This is a genomic window from Microcoleus sp. S36a_B3 (assembly GCF_036700745.1).
Lineage (GTDB): Bacteria > Cyanobacteriota > Cyanobacteriia > Cyanobacteriales > Microcoleaceae > Microcoleus.
On record NZ_JAUBPN010000005.1, the window covers coordinates 116,101 to 134,207 of the forward strand.

Genomic DNA, 18,107 nt, shown 5'->3' on the forward strand with positions numbered 1-18,107 from the left:
AGGCTATTGGCTATTCTGTATTTCTTGCTTGCGGTTTTGATTCAGAATGTTTGTAGCCAGAGCCGTGTAGAAATTTATGTCCAAGGATGTCATTTCAAGCGATCGGAATGCCAGTATTCAGTTTAATACAGTGATGGATAAAATTGCTAACATTTTTTGGCCCAGTAATCTTACCTCGCTCCTCATCTCGCTCTTAATCCTAAAAACTGCTCGCTTACCCGGTCTCCTTTAAATCGGGCTCGGCAGCATCCGACCATTCTTTAAAGGTATCACAACCTGGGTGACAGAGCTAGCTATTTAGGTATATTTCAGGCGAATTTGATGAAAACAACAATCAGAATCATTTTTCTGAATTCATCGCCCACAGCAAAATTGCCAGTCTAAAAAAACAGCCGACAAGCGGCTGGCTAAACTTGCTGTGTTGGGAGGTTGACAATTTTTACGCAATACCTTAGCGGTTTTAGCCCACTGAAGTTATTGCGATTTTTGTTTTATCCAATTTATATAAACAAATGTAACAGGATGTCATTTAAAAAGCAACTTTTCTTTACGAAGGAAGAGGGAAGTTAGGCAACGAGCAATGTACGGGATGTAACGGATGTAAGTCCGTCGGAAGACGGAAGAGGGAAGAGCATTATATATCTTGCAAAAGTCAAATTCACCCCCCGCAAGTCCCCCCTCCTGCGGGGGGAAACAAGAATAATCTTGCCCCCTCCCCGCGAGTTCGGGGAGGGTTGGGGTGGGGTGAACTGTATTTTTGCAAGAGTTCTATTGGTTTGTAGTGCGGACTGAAGTCCGTACTACGAACCTTTTGTGCAATCTCAAATGCCAAATTCCCTCATCTTCCGCCTTGGATAATAATGTATGCGCCCCAACAAGCAGCAGCAAAAGCCAAAATCGCAGACCAAATCGGATGTCCGCTGTTACTGACTAGGCTGCCTTGACTGCGGAGGGTTTCGAGGTCGATCGCCACATTAGCACCCCGGCGCAGCCAACCAGTCGCCACAACTGGTTTTCCGATCAAATCGCTGGGGCGAGTAGGTTGCGGCAACAAAGAACCACAGGGCCCAAACCTCGAAACATAGTGCAACCTCACCAAACCAGTCGCCGTTTGCAAAATCAAATCCTGTCCCAGCCAATTTTCTATACCAGTCCTACCCAAAAGCTGCCCGGAAAGCTGCACTGGTTGAGCATCTACGGGCAAAACATCGGGATTTGACAAAATTTCGGGTAAACTGGGCGAAGCGGTTTCTCGTGGCGTAATGTCGGGGAAAAAATAATTGATCCGCATCAAAGTACCGATGCTAAATCCGATCGGCAAACAGCCCCAAAAGATCGATCGATCGCCCAAAAGCCAATCCAGACGCCAAATACTCGTCTGCGAAAAAATCCAGCCAATCAGCCAAAGCAGCGCCACCAAGGCCAAACTCATGGGAATTCCAAAAAACGGCGCGCCCTGTAAAAATAGTTTTGAGTCTTTAAATTCGAGTATTGATTTAAACAGAGACAATTTTCGTTTCTTCGGTGATTCCAGCGACAGACTCGCCAAATCTAACTCTGTCTCGATTTTCCAGAATTGCGCGTAAAGTTCCAATAGCTTCAAACGCTCTCCCAGCAAAGGATGCGTGCTGTTGACCGTCAGCCAGACGCGATCGGGATTGGTGACATCCCACAGCAAAATCTGTGACAGCGGCGCGCGCAAGGCTGCAGATCCAATGGTTGCAGCTTGTCCGACTCCCACGGGTAACAACAAATCGAAACTTTCCAGAAAAAAGCTAGTTTGTTTTTGCTGTTCGATATTTGCAGCAATGCCGATCGCCATTTTACCAAGCGCCCGCGTCAAACCGTTAGGATTGCCCGTAATTTCTGCAGCGGTGCGATCGCTAAAATACACCCGGCGGCGCGACAGCCACAACATCGGCCAGCGCAACAACTTATAAATCCCGTAACTAATAGCAGAAATTGCAGCGGCCAAATTTCTCACAGCAAAACGCAAAAACTCGATCGTCATTAAATCGCACAACCTCTCACTCCAGTATGCCGCCTGCCAATAAATCAAGTAAGGAATCTGAATCACCAGCAACGCCAGCGACATCGGCGCAAAATCCCAGTGAGAAATGTGGCTTAATTCCCGCGCAAAAATAGTCGCAATTTCATCATCCGTCAACTGTTCCAACAGCCCCCTACTCACAGCAATCCGAGCAAAACGGGGCAAACAGCCGTAACTGAAAGCCACAGGAACATTCAGCGGCAAGAGTTTCAGTACAGGGGTTGGCATATTTTGCTTGGTACAAAAACTGCGGAGTACCCGACTAGCTTCTTTGCTGTGCTTGGATAAAACTGAGCCGCGCAGGGTTTCGATGCCGCAAAATAGTTTTAGCAGCGCGTCTGTCAGCCAGGGAGATGAGGCCAAAAGCAATCCAAAAACTATCTGCACAAAGGGAGTTGGATCGCGGTAAAAAAGTTGGATCGGCGCGAAAATAGGCAGTCTTGTAAATATGTAAAACTGAAGCAATAGAAAATTAGCGTTTGTCAGCAGCAATTGCAGGACAAATCGGGCGAGGAAAAATAGGGCGATCGCGCTTACAGCAGCCCCAATCCAAAAATTCAGCAATTTTAGCGGTTTCAGGGGCTGCGGGTTTTTTGTGCGCCCTGCTTCGCGCCAAGTCAGTTGGTAAGTCTCTGTGCTTGGGAGTTCGATATTTGTTGCGGAACCGGAACTGTTTTCGCCGCTAGTTTCTGCATCGGTTGCGGTTTCTGTGGGGGCGGTAGATGGTGGGCGATCGCCCTCTTCTGAGGTGGGGCGAATCGGTGGTTTGGGGGGTGGAGGTGGCGGTGAAATATGTGTGGAGTTGGTGGTTTTTGGCGCGACAGTCGGTTCTGAGGGTAAAAATCCGGTTTTTTGGTCTGTGGTTGGTCGTAGCGAAGCGGGGCGTAAGCCATCGCCCTCAAGCGTATTTTCTGCCGATTTTGTGCCGTCATCAAAGGCGACAAAGCCTGTTTTGGGGGGAGTTTCTGGTGGTTTTGGAGGGCGGGGCGGGGTTAGTTCTTTTAAAGTGCGATCGGCCCAAGTTTTGACTTGAGAGTTAGGACTTTTGGCGAGAGAAGAGCACAGGGGGATCGCCTTTTTGACATTACCGGTTGCTTTGTACGCCGCGACTAACCCCATCTGCGCGCGGATTCCCGACGGCCCATTAGCTGCGGTTTGGGTAACGGATTCTAAAAGGGCGATCGCGCTTTGGTAATCTTGTTGTTTCAAAGCAGCTAACCCAGCCTCTAGAGACTGTTTCAGAGATGAATCCGCCGAATTTGGATTGTGTGGAGATGCCATGACTGTGCTTGCGATCGCGTCTTGTCTAAGATAACCTCACCCGAAGGCACTTCGGCAACTATAGCCCCATACCCTTGAATTAACATTTGCAATAAACTTCAGCTAACAACAGACCTTTTATACTCATTCATCAGATATCCTAAAATTATCTGCGTTCATCAGTGTTTATCTGCCTTAAATCTGCCGTTGCAATATTAATCCATAAACCACCACACCCGAACAACCATGCCAATTGACGACGAAGACTTTGAAAGCGAATCGATCGCGGGCGATCGCCAACTGCAACTGTTCACAGACAGACACGAATTTACCCGCCGATTTGCCTTTTATTTAAACGAAGACCCGCCCCGCGAACAAATTTTGTATTTTTTCGGGGATGGAGGCAACGGCAAGTCACTGCTGCTAAAACACTTGGAATTTCACTGCTGCAAAATATTTCCGTCGCAGGATTGGCAGCGATTGCGCGAAATCCCAGAATCACAAGCCGCCGAAGTTGCTAATTTTGTCCGCAATGCCGCCCCGAAAACCTACACTCCCATCCCCGCAGTCAGACACGATTTCGGATTGATTCCTATCAAAGAAGATAAACCCCAAGATAGATTTTATGGCTTGCTAATGCTGCGGCGAAATATCGCAGAAGCCACCAAGAAACACAAATTTAAATTTCCCAAGTATGATTTTGCTTGCTTTTGGTATTTGTTGAACAAAGGCGAGTCTGACGCAACTCTCAGCCAACTTTTCCCCGATGATGTAATTCAATTGGTGACACCTGCTATTGAAACTTTTGCAGGATTTCCGGTGGTGGCGCAAGCAGTAGCCGTGATTAAAGGCATAGTTAAATTGAGCGGGATTAAGGGAGTGATGAAATTAATTCAACAGCGCCTGGGTGTCAGCGACGAAACGGCGGATCAAATTCGCCGTAAAGATATTGATACTGAATTAATGGACTGTTTGCCGAAATTATTAGCCGGGGATTTGAATGCGGCAATGGCTGGCAAAAATAAGCCAGAACGCCTCGTGATGCTGTTCGATACTCACGAGAAAATGTGGGAGGAAAAACGTAATTCTCAAGGCGCAACTTTTTGGTATCAAGATGAGTGGTTTCGGCGGTTGTTGAGGGCATTGGATTACAAATTGGGAATTGTGGTTGTGGTGGCGGGGCGAGATTGTCCTGTCACACAACTGCGGTGGCCGAATGCGTCAAAGTTTCCGATTCCTGCAGATTATATAGATGCACAATTGGTGTGGCATTTGTCTCCCGCCGATGCTAGGGATTACTTGCACAAAGTGGAGATTTACAAGGCAGATTTGGCAGATGCTGTAATTAAATATGCCAGCGTCAATCCCGATGAGAGTTGGGATAATTTGCAGGTACATCCGTTTTATTTGGGTTTGTGCGCGGATGCGGTGCTGGCAGAAAGAAGGCGGGGTATTGAATTGCTGGCGTCGGATTTTGCGCGGATTCCGAAGTTGGAAAATAAGACTGCGGAGTTAACGGATCGGTTGCTGACTTATGTGGATCGCGAAGTGCGATCGGCCGTGCATTCGCTGAGTGCTTGCCGCGCTTTTGATGAGGATTTGTACGTGAAATTAGGAACTGGTTGTCACTTCCAGGCAAGCAGTGCAAATTTTGAGATGTTGACTGGCTTTTCCTTTGTTTGGGAATCCCAAAAGCGGGGGAATAATTGGTATCGGATTCACGATTTGTTGCGCCGCTTGGATGCCGATCGGGATAATCCGAAAACTCGCAGGGCTCATGAGGTTTTAGAGGGGCATTATCGGGAAGTGGGGGATGCGGGTGAGGCAATTTTTCATGCTAATCGCTTGGATTGGCAGCGGGGTGTAGAAGAATGGAAAGAGGTGTTTGATGAAGCTTTGGACAAGAGTCGCTATAAGGAATGCGAGGCGCTGCTGGAAGTTAGAGATGAGTTGTGGATTAAAAGTGATTATTGGCTTGGTAGAGTTTCGCGATCGGAGGGAAATTACTATGCTCGGTTGGCTCGATATGTAGAGGCAAGACAGGAATATTTAGAGGCAGTTGCAGCCTGTAATTCTGCTTTACTTATTGCACCGGATGATATCAATGCTCTCAACAACAAAGGGAATGTGCTGCAAAGTTTGGGTGATTTGCAAGCAAAGCTAAGTGAATTTGAGGCGGCAAAACAGTCTTACTTTGAGGCAATCGCAGCCTATAATTCTGCTTTACTTATTGTACCAGATGATATCGAGGTTTTCAAGAACAAAGGGATTGCGCTGAAATGTCTGGGTAATTTACAGGCAAAGCTAAGTGAATTTGAGGCGGCAAAACAGTCTTACTCAGAGGCAATCGCAGCCTATAATTCTGCTTTACTTATTGCACCGGATTATATCAATGCTCTCAACAACAAAGGGAATGCGCTGCGACGTTTGGGTGATTTGCAAGCAGGGCTAAGTGCATTTGAGGGTGCAAAACATTCTTACTTTGATGCGATCGCTGCCTTGAATTCTGCTTTACTGATTGCACCGGATGCTATCTGTGTTCTCAACAACAAAGGGAATGCGCTGCGAGGTCTGGGTGAATTACAAGCACAGCTAAGTGAATTTGAGGCGGCAAAACATTCTTACTTTGAGGCGATCGCTGCCTGTAATTCTTCTTTACTTATTGCACCGGATGATATCTGTGCTCTCAACAACAAAGGGAAGGCGCTGTTAAGTCTGGGTGATTTGCAAGCACAGCTAAGTGAATTTGAGGCGGCCAAACTTTCTTACTTTGAGGCGATCGCTGCCTTGAATTCTGTTTTTCTTATTGCACCGGATGATATCGGTGTTCTCACCAACAAAGGGAATGTGCTGCGATGTCTGGGTGAATTGCAAGCACAGTTAAGTGAATTTGAGGCGGCAAAACAGTCTTACTTTGAGGTAAGCGCTGCCTTGAATTCTGTTTTACTTATTGCACCGGATGATATCGCTGCTCTCACCAACAAAGGGAATGCGCTGCGATGTCTGGGTGATTTGCAAGAAAAATTATCTAAGAGACAGGAAGCACTTAAGAATTGGCAAGAGGCGCTGGAAATGTTTAATCGTTCGTTAGCCATTGCTCCTAACCGCGATTCTGTTCGCAAGAGGCGCGATTCGCTACAAGAATTTATCGATAATTTGGGTGAGAATACTGTCAGCATTTAGCTTGATGGGAAGGAGTGAATCTGACAAATAAACCGGGTTTTTTCCCAAATTTACGAAGCACAACCAAGTATTCTCGAAAAAACCCGGTTTCTGGCCCTATGCGTAAGTCCTAAATTTGCTAAAATAGACCCAGAAAATATCAAAATATCAAAAATATGAACGAATCCCAAATACCCCAAATAGCTTGGCTGCCCTTAAGCCGAGAAGCGCACAAACTATCAGTTACCGACAGATTAGCTCTAGTCAATGCGATTTTTGAGTCCATCAGACGGGAGCTCAGACCCCCACAATCCCTACCAGATAACTTCCTCGAGCCCATGACGGGGCTACCAAAAACTGATGCACCACTCCCAAAAAATACCGAAGTTAAAATTAAATTGCGGGGCGATCGCAAAGGTGCGGCCAAGCGACTCAGAGGGTTAGCAAAAACTGATATGCCACCTCCAACAGATGCCGAAGTTGCAACCATGTTAGAAGAACGTTTGGTGGAGAAGTACCTAAAATGAAGGTATTAGTAGACACCAACACTATCCTGGATAGTTTGCTAGAACTAGAACCGTTTGTAGAGGATGCTGATGCTTTATTTGAGGCGATCGCTCCTTATTTAAAAAAGCAGTTTCTGAAGCCAACGCACCTAGTACAATACTGCTGGATACTCTACCCATCTTGAAAATTAAAACCGAGTCCTATGCAACCAAAGCCTAACCTTAACCTATACTCATTATTGGGGCATCTCCCCTGGCTGAAAAAAAGCTACACTGCCAAAATTATGGTGGTTGCTTTTTTAGGCACGCACGTTCCTTTGCTAACCTTAATGGTCTGGTTTCTTACCTCAAACGCTTACTCTCTAGAGACATCAATCCGGGTTCTGCTGATTGCTCTGCTGGCGACATTAGCGGGTACGGCAGCAACGCTTTATACGCTACGCCACCTCCTGGTTCCGGTAATCTTAACCTCGGAGGCTCTACAAAACTACCTCGATACAAGAACATTGCCGAACTTACCGACAGAGTTTACTGATGAAGTCGGTACGCTGATGGCAAATTCCTCACAAACGCTTTACAAACTAGATGAATTGATTAATTACATTACCCACTACGATGAACTGACTGGATTGCCAAATCGTGACTTATTCTGCGATCGCCTGAATCAAACCCGATCTCAAAATCACTCACCTTTGGTCGCATTGCTGGTATTGGGTATTGATGATTTCCCAGGGATGCGCCATGCGTTGGAGCCTGAGATATGCGACTTACTAATTAGAGCCGTTTCCCAACGGGTGGTAGAGTGCATCGATGGGTCAGATGTCTTGGCGCGTTTGGGTGACGGTGAGTTTGCGATCGCTCGCAGCGAACTCCCCTCGCTGGAGAGTGTGGTCAAGCTATCCCAACTGCTGCTGAGTACGCTGATCAAACCTTTCTATATCAAGGGCAACCCGATCCACATCACCGCCAGTCTTGGCATTACATTGAACCATCTAGAAAATACGAATTCTGTAGAGAAACTTCTTCAGCAAGCCGACTTCGCACTTCATCAGGCAAAGCAGCAAGGGCGGAGTCACTATCAGTTTTATTCACCCGAAATTAACGTTCAGTTACAGGAGCGACTGGCCCTAGAAAATAGCCTGCGCGGAGCGCTGGAGCGTAACGAACTACTGGTTTACTATCAACCGCTGATCGACCTGCACGGCGGACGGGTGACAGCAACGGAGGCGCTGGTTCGCTGGCAGCATTCTACAGAGGGTTTGGTCTCTCCGGTAAAATTTATTCCGATCGCCGAAGCCAATGGCGATATCGTGCCAATTGGTGAATGGATCTTGCGAACGGCTTGCGCTCAAAACCGCCGCTGGCAACTGGCTGGGCTGCCAGCCCTGCGGATTTCGGTGAATCTGTCGGCTCGACAATTTGAGCAAACGAATCTGGTTGAGATGGTTCGCCAAATTTTGGCCGAGACGGAACTCGAAGCTGCGTATTTAGAACTGGAAGTGACTGAAAGTGCCTTGATGACTGATATTGAGCGATCGGTCACAACCTTAACGCAACTGCGAGAACTTGGCGTGTCCCTCGCCCTAGACGACTTTGGCACAGGTTATTCTTCCCTCAACTACCTGCAACGGTTTCCGGTTAATATGCTCAAGATCGATCGATCCTTTGTCAAAGATGTACTGTCTAACCCGAACAGCGCCACCATTACTGATGCGATCATTGCTCTGGCAAAAAGTCTGGGGTTAACGATCACCGCAGAAGGCATTGAAACCAAGGAGCAGCTTGACTACCTGCAAGCGCGAGGCTGCGATGAAGGTCAAGGGTTTTACTTCAGTCGCCCTGCTAACGCTGATACAATCACCAAACTGCTAAAGGACTCGCTTCAGTCTGATGCAGAATCTATCGCTCTTACCACAGACTTTTAAGCTAAACCACTAAAGCGCTCTTGTTTTTAGATTCCCGACTTCTCCAAGAAGTCGGGAATCTCGATATGCTGTTTTTTAGGCGTTAACAAAAACAGAAGATGTAAGCTGACTTTGACTTACACCCTGCACGATGCCCAAATAATTACTACCAGACTTAATCGCTGTAGAAGCGACGCTTGCGCCTCCATCCAACTGCAAACTCACAGCTTCAAAAGTCAAGTTGGCAAATCCGATACCGTCAGTCAAACCAATCTTATCCCCGATCGCAAAATCGACGATCGCATCGGCACCAATTAAACTAGCTGAAGCCGACAAACCTCCTGCCAATACAAACGTATCATTTCCAGCGCCGCCCGTCAGAACATCTTGCCCGCGATCGCCCGCCAACAAATCGGATCCGTTACCGCCAATCAAAATATCATCTTCTTTCCCACCGCGAATAGTATCATTGCCGTCAGATCCGATCAGTCGATCGTTATCGTTATTACCGCTGATAAAATCATTACCAGCACCGCCATCAATTGAATCCGAATCTTTGCCACCCCATAAACTATCATTGCCGCCAGCGCCGTTAATTGTATCAGCACCTTGCATTCCATTAATGTTATCAACACCCTCTCCACCAGTGAGATTATCTTTACCAGAAAGAGCAAAAATTGGCAATCCCGCAGCATTTGCCGGTATTTGAGTATCGGCACTATCTGATAAGAAATAATTGCCGTCGCTGGCTGTATTCTTTGGCCCTGCTGTCGGGCTGCCCTCCCCTGTAGCATTCGGTATTGGCGAATTAATTACTACTAATGTGTTGGGAGTTGGTGTCGGAGTTGGTGCGGGAGTTGGTGTCGGAGTTGGTGTCGGAGTTGGTGTCGGAGTTGGTGCGGGTGTCGGAGTTGGTGCGGGATTGACGCTACCGTCAAGAGAAGTCGCAAAAACTTGTGTCCAATAGTGATTCCAGTTTTCTGTGCCAGTATCGTTGGCTAAGAAATAGTAGCCGATTCCTATTTCTTTGAGATTGGGGTTGAGAATGTTAGTCCGGTGGCCCGTGCTGTTCATCCACGATGATACAACTTGTTCGGGTGTAGAAGAACCCGCAGCGATGTTTTCTGCCGCCGCCCTGAATTGATAGCCCGTTGCAGTAATCCGACTTCCCATTGAAGAACCATCTTTTCCGGTATGGGAAAAAAAGTCTTGCAGTGCCATGTTTTCGCTCTGAGTTTGCGCCGCACTCAGTAACTGAGTATTTAAAGTTAGGGGGGAAAAACCTAATTTGCTGCGTTCTGCGTTGGTAAGTTCTAAAACTTTATAAATAAAGTCTTGATTAGTTGTGGGTTGGGAAATTTGAGAGACCGATCGCTCTCCTGTTACAATGTCTGCAGACTGAGAACCGAAATTTTGTGGTTCGAGCATGGGTATGATTAAAAATTTTAAGACTTGGTGAGTGTTGGTAGATGGCTTACCGTCTTAATGATAGTTTCCCGATTATTAGTTGGCGGCCTACAATTCAAGCATTGTGTTAATCTCTGCCGCTGCTATATGTATTTTGATTATAGCTGTTGTGAAAGTGCAAATGTCAAGAGTTTGGCTGTAGTTTTGTTGATAATTAGTCCGATCGCCCTTTGCATCAATACAAATGGTAGGATTTGAGATTAACAGGTAGCGACAGTTGCAGGGGCGGCGAATCGGGGGCCAAAAACCCGGTTTCTGGGAATTTTGCATCCGGTTACGAAACATTTCAAAAAAAACCGGGTTTCTGAGTTCGGCGTGTGAATCGCGCGCGGGAGAAACCCGGTTTCTGGGAATTTTGCATCCGGTTACGAAACATTTCAAAAAAAACCGGATTTTTGAGGCAACAAGTGCGATCGCCCTTGCTAAGTTTTTACTAGAATCATCACAAAAAATTGTAAATTATACCATTTTTCTCAAGATGTGCCAATGAAGTCTTAGCCCTCCGATGCTTTGGGCGATTGGGGGCGTAATATCTAGCGCTACTTTATGAAATTGGTATTAATATCGTTTCCGGTTGCATCGGAATAATAAAATCTAGTCAACAGTTAACAGTCAACGGTGAACAGTCAACAGTCAACAGTCAACAGTCAACAATCACCTGACGGTGCAACCGGAATTGATATAATTCAAAATCCCCAACTCAAAACTCACAATTTCAAACTATTTTCCTGTCCGATTTTAGCCTCCTGAGCAACTTGCTCAACCTCATCTTTGGCGAGAATTTCCAAAGCTGCGGCAGCTTCGGTACCGCCCAACCGCCCCAAAGCTTGAGCGACTCTGTAACGAATTTGCCAATCTTCATTACCAGCGTAAGGAAGCAGCAGCGGCACCGCGCGTTTATCTCCCAATTCTCCTAATGCACTGATGGCTATAGTTTGGATCAATTCGTTTTCAGAAGCTATGGCATTTTCTAACATGGGAAATGCTTTGGGATCTCCCATTTCTCCCAAAGCTGCGACGATACTCAGTTGCACCAGCCATTCAGACGTACTGCTATAAACTTGCTCCAAATCTTCTAAAGCAGAGGTTAATTTCAAAGCGCCCAAAGCATCGGCTGCTGCTGCTTGCACGTCGGGTTCGGGGTCGTTGTGCAAGCTGTTAAGCAGTACCTCTAAAGCGTTCGGCAGATTCTGCGTGCCGAGGGTTGACATTTGGCTCACACCAGCGTATCTAACGCGGACATTTTTGTCGCCGATCGCAATTTGAATCAACTTATAGGCGATCGCAGGTTCTAATTCTCGCAGTTGGTTGACACCTCGCAGCCTTTCGCCAAAATCCTCGGAATTCAACAATTGTTCGACAGACTCAGGGGTAATACTCATGGAATTTTTAAATTGGGAAAAAGGTAATTGGGAAGAAGGTAATTGGGAAAAAGGTAATTGCCAAAAGCGAAGGAGATTGAAGGAAAGATCGACTTATTTTTTGATACAATCCTTCAACGAAAACAATTAATTAAGATTCGGCAGCCATCGACCGGATAATATCTCCCCTAGTGAGGATGCCGATTACTTTGCCTTCTGTATCAACTACCGGCAATCGGTGAATGCTGCGATCGTGCATTAGTTTTGCAGCTTCTGCGACAGATTCGTCGGGCTTGATGGTAACTGGATCTTTACTCATCGCTTCTCCTACTGTTTGTCCTAAAGCCTTGTGCAGTTCTCGCTCGTAACGCGAGGGATTTTCTAGATAAATCACGCTGTCGAGTACCATGATGTAAGCGGGCGGAGTTACGCCGGTTTCCCGCCACATCAAGTCGGTTTCGGAGATGACTCCTACCAACAAGTCATTCTCATCTACGACGGGAAGACCGCTAATACGTCGATCGGCTAAGATTTTAATCGCTTCGTTCAAAGGCATTTCGGGACGCGCTAAAATCGGCTCGCGGCTCATCACATCGGCTACTGTTTTGGGCATGATTGGCGGTTGATTGACTTTTTGCTCTAAATCCGATCATATAGGGAAACCGTGACACAGGCCCAAGAAAGGCAGCGAAGCCGAAGAGATTTGTTACCAACTAGCAGCACCCAAAAAGTTTGAATGCCAGAATTTGAAAGCTTTTTTTCGATCGCCCTCACGAATTCTGCAGTTTGTCTAGAAGCACGCGGGCGATCGACCCCACAAGATTGTTAAGATATATTAAAGAGCCGATAAATCCTTACCGATGCCAGAATCTCCAGCCCCAGCACCAGAATCCCAACCAGAAGAGCGCTGTGTATTAATTTGTCAGTATCAATCTTGCCTCAAAAATGGTTCAGCAGAAGTGCTCGCTGCCTTTGAAGCCCAACCCGTTGCAGGAGTGATAGTTAAAGCTTGTAGCTGTCAGGGACAGTGCAACACAGGCCCAACTGTGCGAGTCACCCCAGACGAAACTTGGTATTGTCGAGTTAAACCGAGTGATGTACAGTCGATCGTGGAAGAGCACCTCAAAGGCGGAAAACCTGTAGAAGCGCTGTTCAATCCGAGAATTCATATGCGTTATTATTATTAAAATGGAATTGATGGAAGTGCCAATTCCCAGCTCTCGCGCATCTAATTTTAATAGTTATTACAGCAGATTGCAAGTTTATGAAGCGATCCCCGTAGGCACACGGCATTGCCGTGTCCCTACAAGGGCTAATTTGAATAGTTATTGTTATGGAAATTGCGCTTTGAAAATCAAAGGAATTGCAGTTAGTTTGTTAGTCCTAGTTCTGGGGCGTTCGCCGCAGGCGATCGCGCAAACGTCGGCGGTTGCTGGGGATATTTGTCCTGGGGAATTGGGGGCGCAAGTAGATGCGATCGCCAATCGTCCCGAATTTAGCCGATCGCGCTGGGGGATTTTGATTCAACCCCTATCTTCTACCGCTACTCTCTACAGCCGCGACGCAACCAAATATTTCATTCCAGCATCAAATGTCAAGCTGCTAACTACAGCCGCTGCTTTGCAGAAACTCGGTGCCGATTTTCGGATTAAGACATCGGTTTACAGCGGCGAAAATGGCAGTTTGTACGTTGCCGGCAGGGGCGATCCTAGCATTGCTGAACCTCAGTTGAAAAACTTAGCGCAGCAGTTGAAGCAGCGGGGAATTAGTCAAGTAAACGAGTTGATTGGCGATGACAGTTATTTTCAAGGCAGTGCAGTCAATCGCAATTGGGAATGGGAAGACGCGCAAGCTGGCTATGGCGCCCCGGTTAACAGTTTAATTTTCAATCAAAACGCGATCGAGCTTGTTTTGTCCCCGCAGAATCTCGGACAACCTCTAAAAGTTACTTTTGCCGAACCAAAGTTAGCCAATCAGTGGCAAATTCAGAACAATTCAGTCACAGTCGCCCCCAACGAATCTGAGTTTCTTGAAGTTGGCAGGGAGTTCGATCGCCCCGCAATTCGAGTTAGCGGACAGTTGAAAGTTGGTGCAGAATCTGAATCAAGTTATGTTGCAGTTGTCAATCCCGCCAATAATTTTTTACAAAATTTTCAACAAGTCTTGACGGCGGAGGGAATTCCGGTTAAACAAGTTTTAGTTGCCTCTGTTGCTCGCAATTTGAACCAAGAATTAGCAGCAGTTGAATCGCCGCCGCTGGCCGAATTGGTGAAGGAAACTAATCGGGAAAGTAACAATCTTTATTCAGAGGTTTTATTGAGATTGTTGGGAAAATTCACAGTCAAGATGTCTCTGCCACAAGAAGATACTAATGAAACTGGTTTGAAGGAGTTAAAAACAGCTTTAACTCAATTAGGCGTAAATCCCAACAGCTACATATTAGCCGACGGTTCGGGACTTTCCCGACACAATTTGATTAGTCCCGAAGCCTTGGTGCAAACTTTGAGATTGATGGCTAATTCACCTGCTGCGTCTGTCTACCGCGCGTCGTTGCCGATCGCAGGCGAGAATGGTACTTTAAAAAATAGATTTAATTATACATCAAGCCGCGTCAATTTGCAAGCAAAAACTGGAACTTTGAGCGGAGTTTCGGCGCTGTCGGGATATATCGAAGTTCCAAGTTACGAGCCGCTGGTGTTTAGCATCATCGTCAATCAATCTGACTTGCCATCTTCAAAATTGCGATCGGCAACTGACGAAATTGTGCTATTATTGAATCGCCTCCGCCGCTGTTAAAACTACAAATTTCAATCGCTCAATTTGAAATAAGTAGTTACACCTAAAAAACCAGAGACTCCAAAACGCTACAAGTTTTAAGTTTAATTAGATTCCAGCAGCGGGGATCGAAAAGCAGCTAGAATAAAAGCAGAAACATTAAAACCATTCGGTCGTTTCAGCCGACTAAGTAAGTAATGGCAAAAAAACAATAGTACCTTGTAGGGCGGGCGCGAGTTAAGAATCACGAGATACAAGCGAGAAAATCGAGGCAAAACCCGCCCGACACATCTAATGTTTATTTGTACTCACCTGCTAGCAGTCGGCGGGTTCCGTACTTCCCGAAACATAAGTCTAACTTTTAATTTATGCAGTCTTTAGATTCCGAACAGCAACACATCTTTGTCGAAACCAACAACATCCGCTTGCACTGCGTTTCCCAAGGAGAAGGCGAGCTCGTTGTGCTCTTGCACGGGTTTCCAGAGTTTTGGTACTCTTGGCGACATCAAATTCCTGCCTTAGCTCGTCATTTCAAGGTTGTGGTGCCGGATTTGCGGGGCTACAACGATTCCGACAAGCCGGCCAGCGGTTATGATTTGGATACGCTGAGTGCTGATATTCGCGGTTTGATCGATCGCCTCGGCTATAAAAAAGCTCACATTGTCGGTCACGATTGCGGCGGTGCGATCGCGTGGCATTTAGCTCAAAAATTCCCCGAAAAACTCAACCGCTTAGCAATTTTAAACGCTCCGCACCCGCAGCGATTAGTGCAGGAAATGGCAAGCAATTTAGACCAACTCCGGCGCAGTTGGCACATTTTAGCTTTCCAAGTTCCCGGCATCCCCGAATGGTTGATCCGGCAAAATTTGAAAGATTTTGTGCAAAATATTTTTCAGGGTCAAGCTATTCGCAAAGGAGCTTTTAGCGCTGAGGAAACTAAGATTTATCAGACTGCTTTAGAAAAGCCGGGAGTGTTAGCTGCGGCGATGAATTATTACCAGCAAATGTTTCACCCGCAGCGGCTTTGGCATTGGGGACAGAAATTAGAACCGGTGACAGTGCCTACTTTGGTGCTTTGGGGAGAAGAAGATGCGTTTTTAAGCCACACACTGGTAGAAGGTTTAGATCGGTTAATTACAGCTCCGTTTAAGTTGAAATTAATCCCTAATTGCGGTCACTGGGTTCAGCAGGAAGCGCCGCAAACGGTGAATCGAGAATTGCTGAATTTTTTAAGAAATTCTTCTCGTCCTTTGGCTTTGGCCTAGGTGGTTTGAGAGCGATCGCTCGGAATGCGAGTCCTCTAATTTTTATGAGGATTAAAGTGCGTATAGGGTGCGTCATATCAATTCCGGTTGCACTCATACATGATGTTAACTGTTAACTGTTAACTGTTAACAGTCAACAGTCAACAGTCAACAGTCAACAGTCAACAGTGAATTTACTATTCCGATGAAGATAGGATTTGATATGACGCACCCTACTATTTAAGAGTCCCAAAGCAAATTTTCTTGAATCAACAGTGCAATCATTGCTGCTCTGGAACAAACACCGAGTTTCATAAAAATCCGCTTCACGTAAGTAGCAACCGTCCAGTGACTGATATTTAAATTTTTGGCGATACATTTGTTTGGCAGGCCTTGGGCTACTAATTGGGCGATCGCCCTTTCTCGCGGACTCAGGCTAATTTCCGGTTTGTTAATTGTGCTTTGCATAGTTTTGCAGTGCAGTAACGAGTTAAAAATCTAATCAATTAATGGTAGAATTCCCAGTTTTTTTCTGACTTCAGATAAGGGAGTTTCCCAATCCGATTCAGGGTTCCAATCAATTAGCTTCGCGGCTAATTTTCCATGTTTTAAGCCTTTGATAATTTGTCCGATCGCGCATTTGCCGCTGATCAGTCCAATTAACACTAAAATTGCACAGGAAGGGCGAAATACTTGAGCGCGAGTAAACGCTTGCAGTACAAATTCATCTTCTGTTGAAGGCGAAAGATTAGTCAAAACGTGCCAAACATCGTGGTTGCGCTGAATCCAGTCTCCCGAGGCGATCGGCTCAAACCCTTGTTCGTCAAGAAATCGCGCCACTGAGTGGCCTAACGTTCCTGCCGGCAGTTGCCGCAACTTGTCCAAATCTATTTCAAAATGTCGATCGCTCTCAATTTGAGGATTAATTGTTTGAGCCATCTTTAATATAACGTCTAATTGACCGTCAGCCATGATTGATTCTTCCTCCTACAAGGATTTAAGTTTATGGCAAAATAAATTCGTCTCGATCCAGTTCATTTTTGCGATGAAGCAATACGATTTTTTTGGCATTTCAGTTGAGAAATCGTACATTCAGTCACAGCAATTAACTTTCCGTACCTTTTATATTTCTTTACAACTAGCCTGAGATTTGAAATTTGCCAGTTGTCAAAATCTGGCTAGTGTTAGTTACCGCTACTTACGTATATAGCGGTTCTCAAGCTTGGTGAAGTATGCCCTATGCCCGGTTTGGCCTATGCCCGGTTTAGCCTAGGCCAGATCCCGGATGGTACCTCATACCAGAGCACAGAAAAGCTATATGTCTTTATTCTGGTGCTAAGTATTTGCACCTGCAATGAGTCAGAAGTTGAAGGGTACAAACCGATGGATGCGGGTGCTTGGAAGTGAAGAGAGTTGCAGAGAGGTGAAGTAGGGTGAAGTTTAGCCTCAACCCACGAGGCGGTAATACGAGTGCGCTGTCGCTCAAATCAGTGACACTCGATCGAGGGACTGGTGAAGTATGCGCCTGCTAGCTATAAATAAAGTAGAAGTTCATAAAATGAATTGCCATGAAACGAGTTAATCTTTGGTTTTCAGCAGGAGTTTTGGCATTAATGTGGTGCGGTGCTGCTAGCGCTACAACTTATATTAATCCCACCACCAGAAAAACTACTTTAAACTTGTCAGAAAAAGTAAACAATCCTAACGGTTTTTATTTTACAAAAGTAGGTAATCGCGATTTTTTAGGCAATATTCAAATTACCCGTTCCGAAGGAGCAGCAAGGTCTTACTATTACAATGGAACTTTTAAAGACAGTTCGACTGGGCCCGGCAGAAAGATTATTTGTTTTGGAGATATAGCCATTGTCCGTCGTCAAGTTGGAAGGAGCGGCCAGTTGGGAGTAGAAGTTACTTGGAAGGTGAAAGGAGGACAAAATTGTACTTCTGTTGGCCAGACATTTAAAGTAAATTTGGTCGAGCTTTTACCGCGTTCAAATGCCAGCGGCGACTATACTGCTAGCAATGCTAATACTTGGTTGAGCGAAACTTCTGGTTCTGTAACTTGGCCAGCTTGGCGAGTCACGTCGCGGGATGGAGAACTCAACTGTCGCCAGACACCAAACGGAGCAATTAAACGAGTTTACCGCGCGAATCGAGATACAATTTCTGCTGAACTTAGGGGAGGAAATGCGATCGCGATTGCCAACGGTGAACCCTGGTTGCTGACAAGACAGGGCTGTTATGTGCGCGCTAATTCTCAATATTTGCAGCCTGTTTCTTTGCCTGAGTAAGGGTTGAGAACCGCTATATATAACCCATCGCCGTAGCAATAATACAATAAGTAGGTTGGGTTTCTGTATTGAAACCCAACCTACTAT

Annotated in this window: 14 protein-coding genes; 8 read left to right on the forward strand and 6 right to left on the reverse strand. The window is 46.0% G+C overall.

All coding sequences use genetic code 11. The features are described from left to right. Window positions 1–838: 838 nt before the first annotated feature. Entirely contained in the window at window positions 839–3,331 is a 2,493-nt protein-coding gene (locus QUA01_RS07920) for a zinc metalloprotease HtpX (RefSeq protein ID WP_333088962.1), read from the reverse strand. A gap of 225 nt (window positions 3,332–3,556) precedes the next feature. Between QUA01_RS07920 and QUA01_RS07925 the strand changes: the two genes are divergently transcribed. From QUA01_RS07925 to QUA01_RS07940, 4 genes are all read left to right on the forward strand, one after another. Continuing rightward, the gene (locus QUA01_RS07925; protein WP_333088964.1) at window positions 3,557–6,493 is read left to right on the forward strand and encodes a tetratricopeptide repeat protein; all 2,937 of its coding nucleotides are present in this window, start codon (window positions 3,557–3,559) and stop codon (window positions 6,491–6,493) included. A 155-nt stretch (window positions 6,494–6,648) separates the two neighbouring features. Continuing rightward, on the forward strand, window positions 6,649–6,999 hold the full coding sequence (locus QUA01_RS07930) for a hypothetical protein (RefSeq protein WP_333088965.1): 351 nt from the start codon (window positions 6,649–6,651) through the stop codon (window positions 6,997–6,999). Then, complete coding sequence (locus QUA01_RS07935; protein WP_333088966.1) at window positions 6,996–7,163, forward strand: hypothetical protein; 168 nt, start codon at window positions 6,996–6,998, stop codon at window positions 7,161–7,163. Before QUA01_RS07930 ends, QUA01_RS07935 begins: the two co-directional genes overlap by 4 nt. 99 nt (window positions 7,164–7,262) lie before the next feature. Further along, window positions 7,263–8,903 carry a putative bifunctional diguanylate cyclase/phosphodiesterase gene (locus tag QUA01_RS07940; protein WP_333088967.1) on the forward strand — a complete coding sequence of 547 codons (1,641 nt, stop codon included), beginning with the start codon at window positions 7,263–7,265 and terminating at the stop codon, window positions 8,901–8,903. A gap of 75 nt (window positions 8,904–8,978) precedes the next feature. On the opposite strand, the gene QUA01_RS07945 is transcribed toward QUA01_RS07940, so the two are convergent. From QUA01_RS07945 to QUA01_RS07955, 3 genes are all read right to left on the reverse strand, one after another. Beyond that, window positions 8,979–10,310: a CAP domain-containing protein gene (locus QUA01_RS07945; protein ID WP_333088968.1), complete on the reverse strand. Its 1,332-nt coding sequence runs from the start codon at window positions 10,308–10,310 to the stop codon at window positions 8,979–8,981. Between the two features lie 746 nt (window positions 10,311–11,056). Beyond that, window positions 11,057–11,731 (reverse strand): phycobilisome degradation protein NblB, encoded by a 675-nt coding sequence (gene nblB, locus QUA01_RS07950; protein ID WP_333088969.1) that lies wholly within the window; start codon window positions 11,729–11,731, stop codon window positions 11,057–11,059. Window positions 11,732–11,861: 130 nt separating this feature from the next. Next, the gene (locus QUA01_RS07955) at window positions 11,862–12,323 is read right to left on the reverse strand and encodes a CBS domain-containing protein (protein ID WP_194013033.1); all 462 of its coding nucleotides are present in this window, start codon (window positions 12,321–12,323) and stop codon (window positions 11,862–11,864) included. A 247-nt stretch (window positions 12,324–12,570) separates the two neighbouring features. Between QUA01_RS07955 and QUA01_RS07960 the strand changes: the two genes are divergently transcribed. The 3 genes from QUA01_RS07960 to QUA01_RS07970 all read left to right on the forward strand — a co-directional run bounded on the left by QUA01_RS07960 (window position 12,571) and on the right by QUA01_RS07970 (window position 15,750). After that, window positions 12,571–12,897, forward strand: coding sequence for a (2Fe-2S) ferredoxin domain-containing protein (locus tag QUA01_RS07960; protein ID WP_333088971.1), 327 nt, complete (start codon window positions 12,571–12,573; stop codon window positions 12,895–12,897). A 166-nt stretch (window positions 12,898–13,063) separates the two neighbouring features. Next, on the forward strand, window positions 13,064–14,506 hold the full coding sequence (gene dacB / locus QUA01_RS07965) for a D-alanyl-D-alanine carboxypeptidase/D-alanyl-D-alanine endopeptidase (RefSeq protein WP_442921537.1): 1,443 nt from the start codon (window positions 13,064–13,066) through the stop codon (window positions 14,504–14,506). Window positions 14,507–14,853: 347 nt separating this feature from the next. Further along, complete coding sequence (locus QUA01_RS07970; protein WP_194013030.1) at window positions 14,854–15,750, forward strand: alpha/beta fold hydrolase; 897 nt, start codon at window positions 14,854–14,856, stop codon at window positions 15,748–15,750. Between the two features lie 219 nt (window positions 15,751–15,969). Here QUA01_RS07970 and QUA01_RS07975 read toward each other — a convergent pair whose 3' ends face one another. Continuing rightward, entirely contained in the window at window positions 15,970–16,197 is a 228-nt protein-coding gene (locus QUA01_RS07975) for a response regulator transcription factor (RefSeq protein WP_194011712.1), read from the reverse strand. A 30-nt stretch (window positions 16,198–16,227) separates the two neighbouring features. After that, window positions 16,228–16,701, reverse strand: a complete 474-nt coding sequence (locus QUA01_RS07980) for a Coq4 family protein (protein WP_333088974.1) — start codon at window positions 16,699–16,701, stop codon at window positions 16,228–16,230. 596 nt (window positions 16,702–17,297) lie between these two features. On the opposite strand from QUA01_RS07980, the gene QUA01_RS07985 reads away from it, so the two are divergent. Continuing rightward, window positions 17,298–18,020: a hypothetical protein gene (locus QUA01_RS07985; RefSeq protein ID WP_333088976.1), complete on the forward strand. Its 723-nt coding sequence runs from the start codon at window positions 17,298–17,300 to the stop codon at window positions 18,018–18,020. The last annotated feature ends 87 nt before the right edge of the window (window positions 18,021–18,107 follow it).

Bases quoted from the DNA above. Each gene is read 5' to 3' on its own strand.
- nblB (WP_333088969.1), bottom strand. From the start codon at position 11,731: ATGAGTATTACCCCTGAGTCTGTCGAACAATTGTTGAATTCCGAGGAT.
- QUA01_RS07955 (WP_194013033.1), bottom strand. From the start codon at position 12,323: ATGCCCAAAACAGTAGCCGATGTGATGAGCCGCGAGCCGATTTTAGCG.
- QUA01_RS07945 (WP_333088968.1), bottom strand. From the start codon at position 10,310: ATGCTCGAACCACAAAATTTCGGTTCTCAGTCTGCAGACATTGTAACA.
- QUA01_RS07925 (WP_333088964.1), top strand. From the start codon at position 3,557: ATGCCAATTGACGACGAAGACTTTGAAAGCGAATCGATCGCGGGCGAT.
- QUA01_RS07985 (WP_333088976.1), top strand. From the start codon at position 17,298: ATGAAACGAGTTAATCTTTGGTTTTCAGCAGGAGTTTTGGCATTAATG.
- QUA01_RS07935 (WP_333088966.1), top strand. From the start codon at position 6,996: ATGAAGGTATTAGTAGACACCAACACTATCCTGGATAGTTTGCTAGAA.
- QUA01_RS07980 (WP_333088974.1), bottom strand. From the start codon at position 16,701: ATGGCTGACGGTCAATTAGACGTTATATTAAAGATGGCTCAAACAATT.
- QUA01_RS07970 (WP_194013030.1), top strand. From the start codon at position 14,854: ATGCAGTCTTTAGATTCCGAACAGCAACACATCTTTGTCGAAACCAAC.
- QUA01_RS07920 (WP_333088962.1), bottom strand. From the start codon at position 3,331: ATGGCATCTCCACACAATCCAAATTCGGCGGATTCATCTCTGAAACAG.
- QUA01_RS07960 (WP_333088971.1), top strand. From the start codon at position 12,571: ATGCCAGAATCTCCAGCCCCAGCACCAGAATCCCAACCAGAAGAGCGC.
- QUA01_RS07975 (WP_194011712.1), bottom strand. From the start codon at position 16,197: ATGCAAAGCACAATTAACAAACCGGAAATTAGCCTGAGTCCGCGAGAA.
- QUA01_RS07940 (WP_333088967.1), top strand. From the start codon at position 7,263: ATGGTGGTTGCTTTTTTAGGCACGCACGTTCCTTTGCTAACCTTAATG.
- QUA01_RS07930 (WP_333088965.1), top strand. From the start codon at position 6,649: ATGAACGAATCCCAAATACCCCAAATAGCTTGGCTGCCCTTAAGCCGA.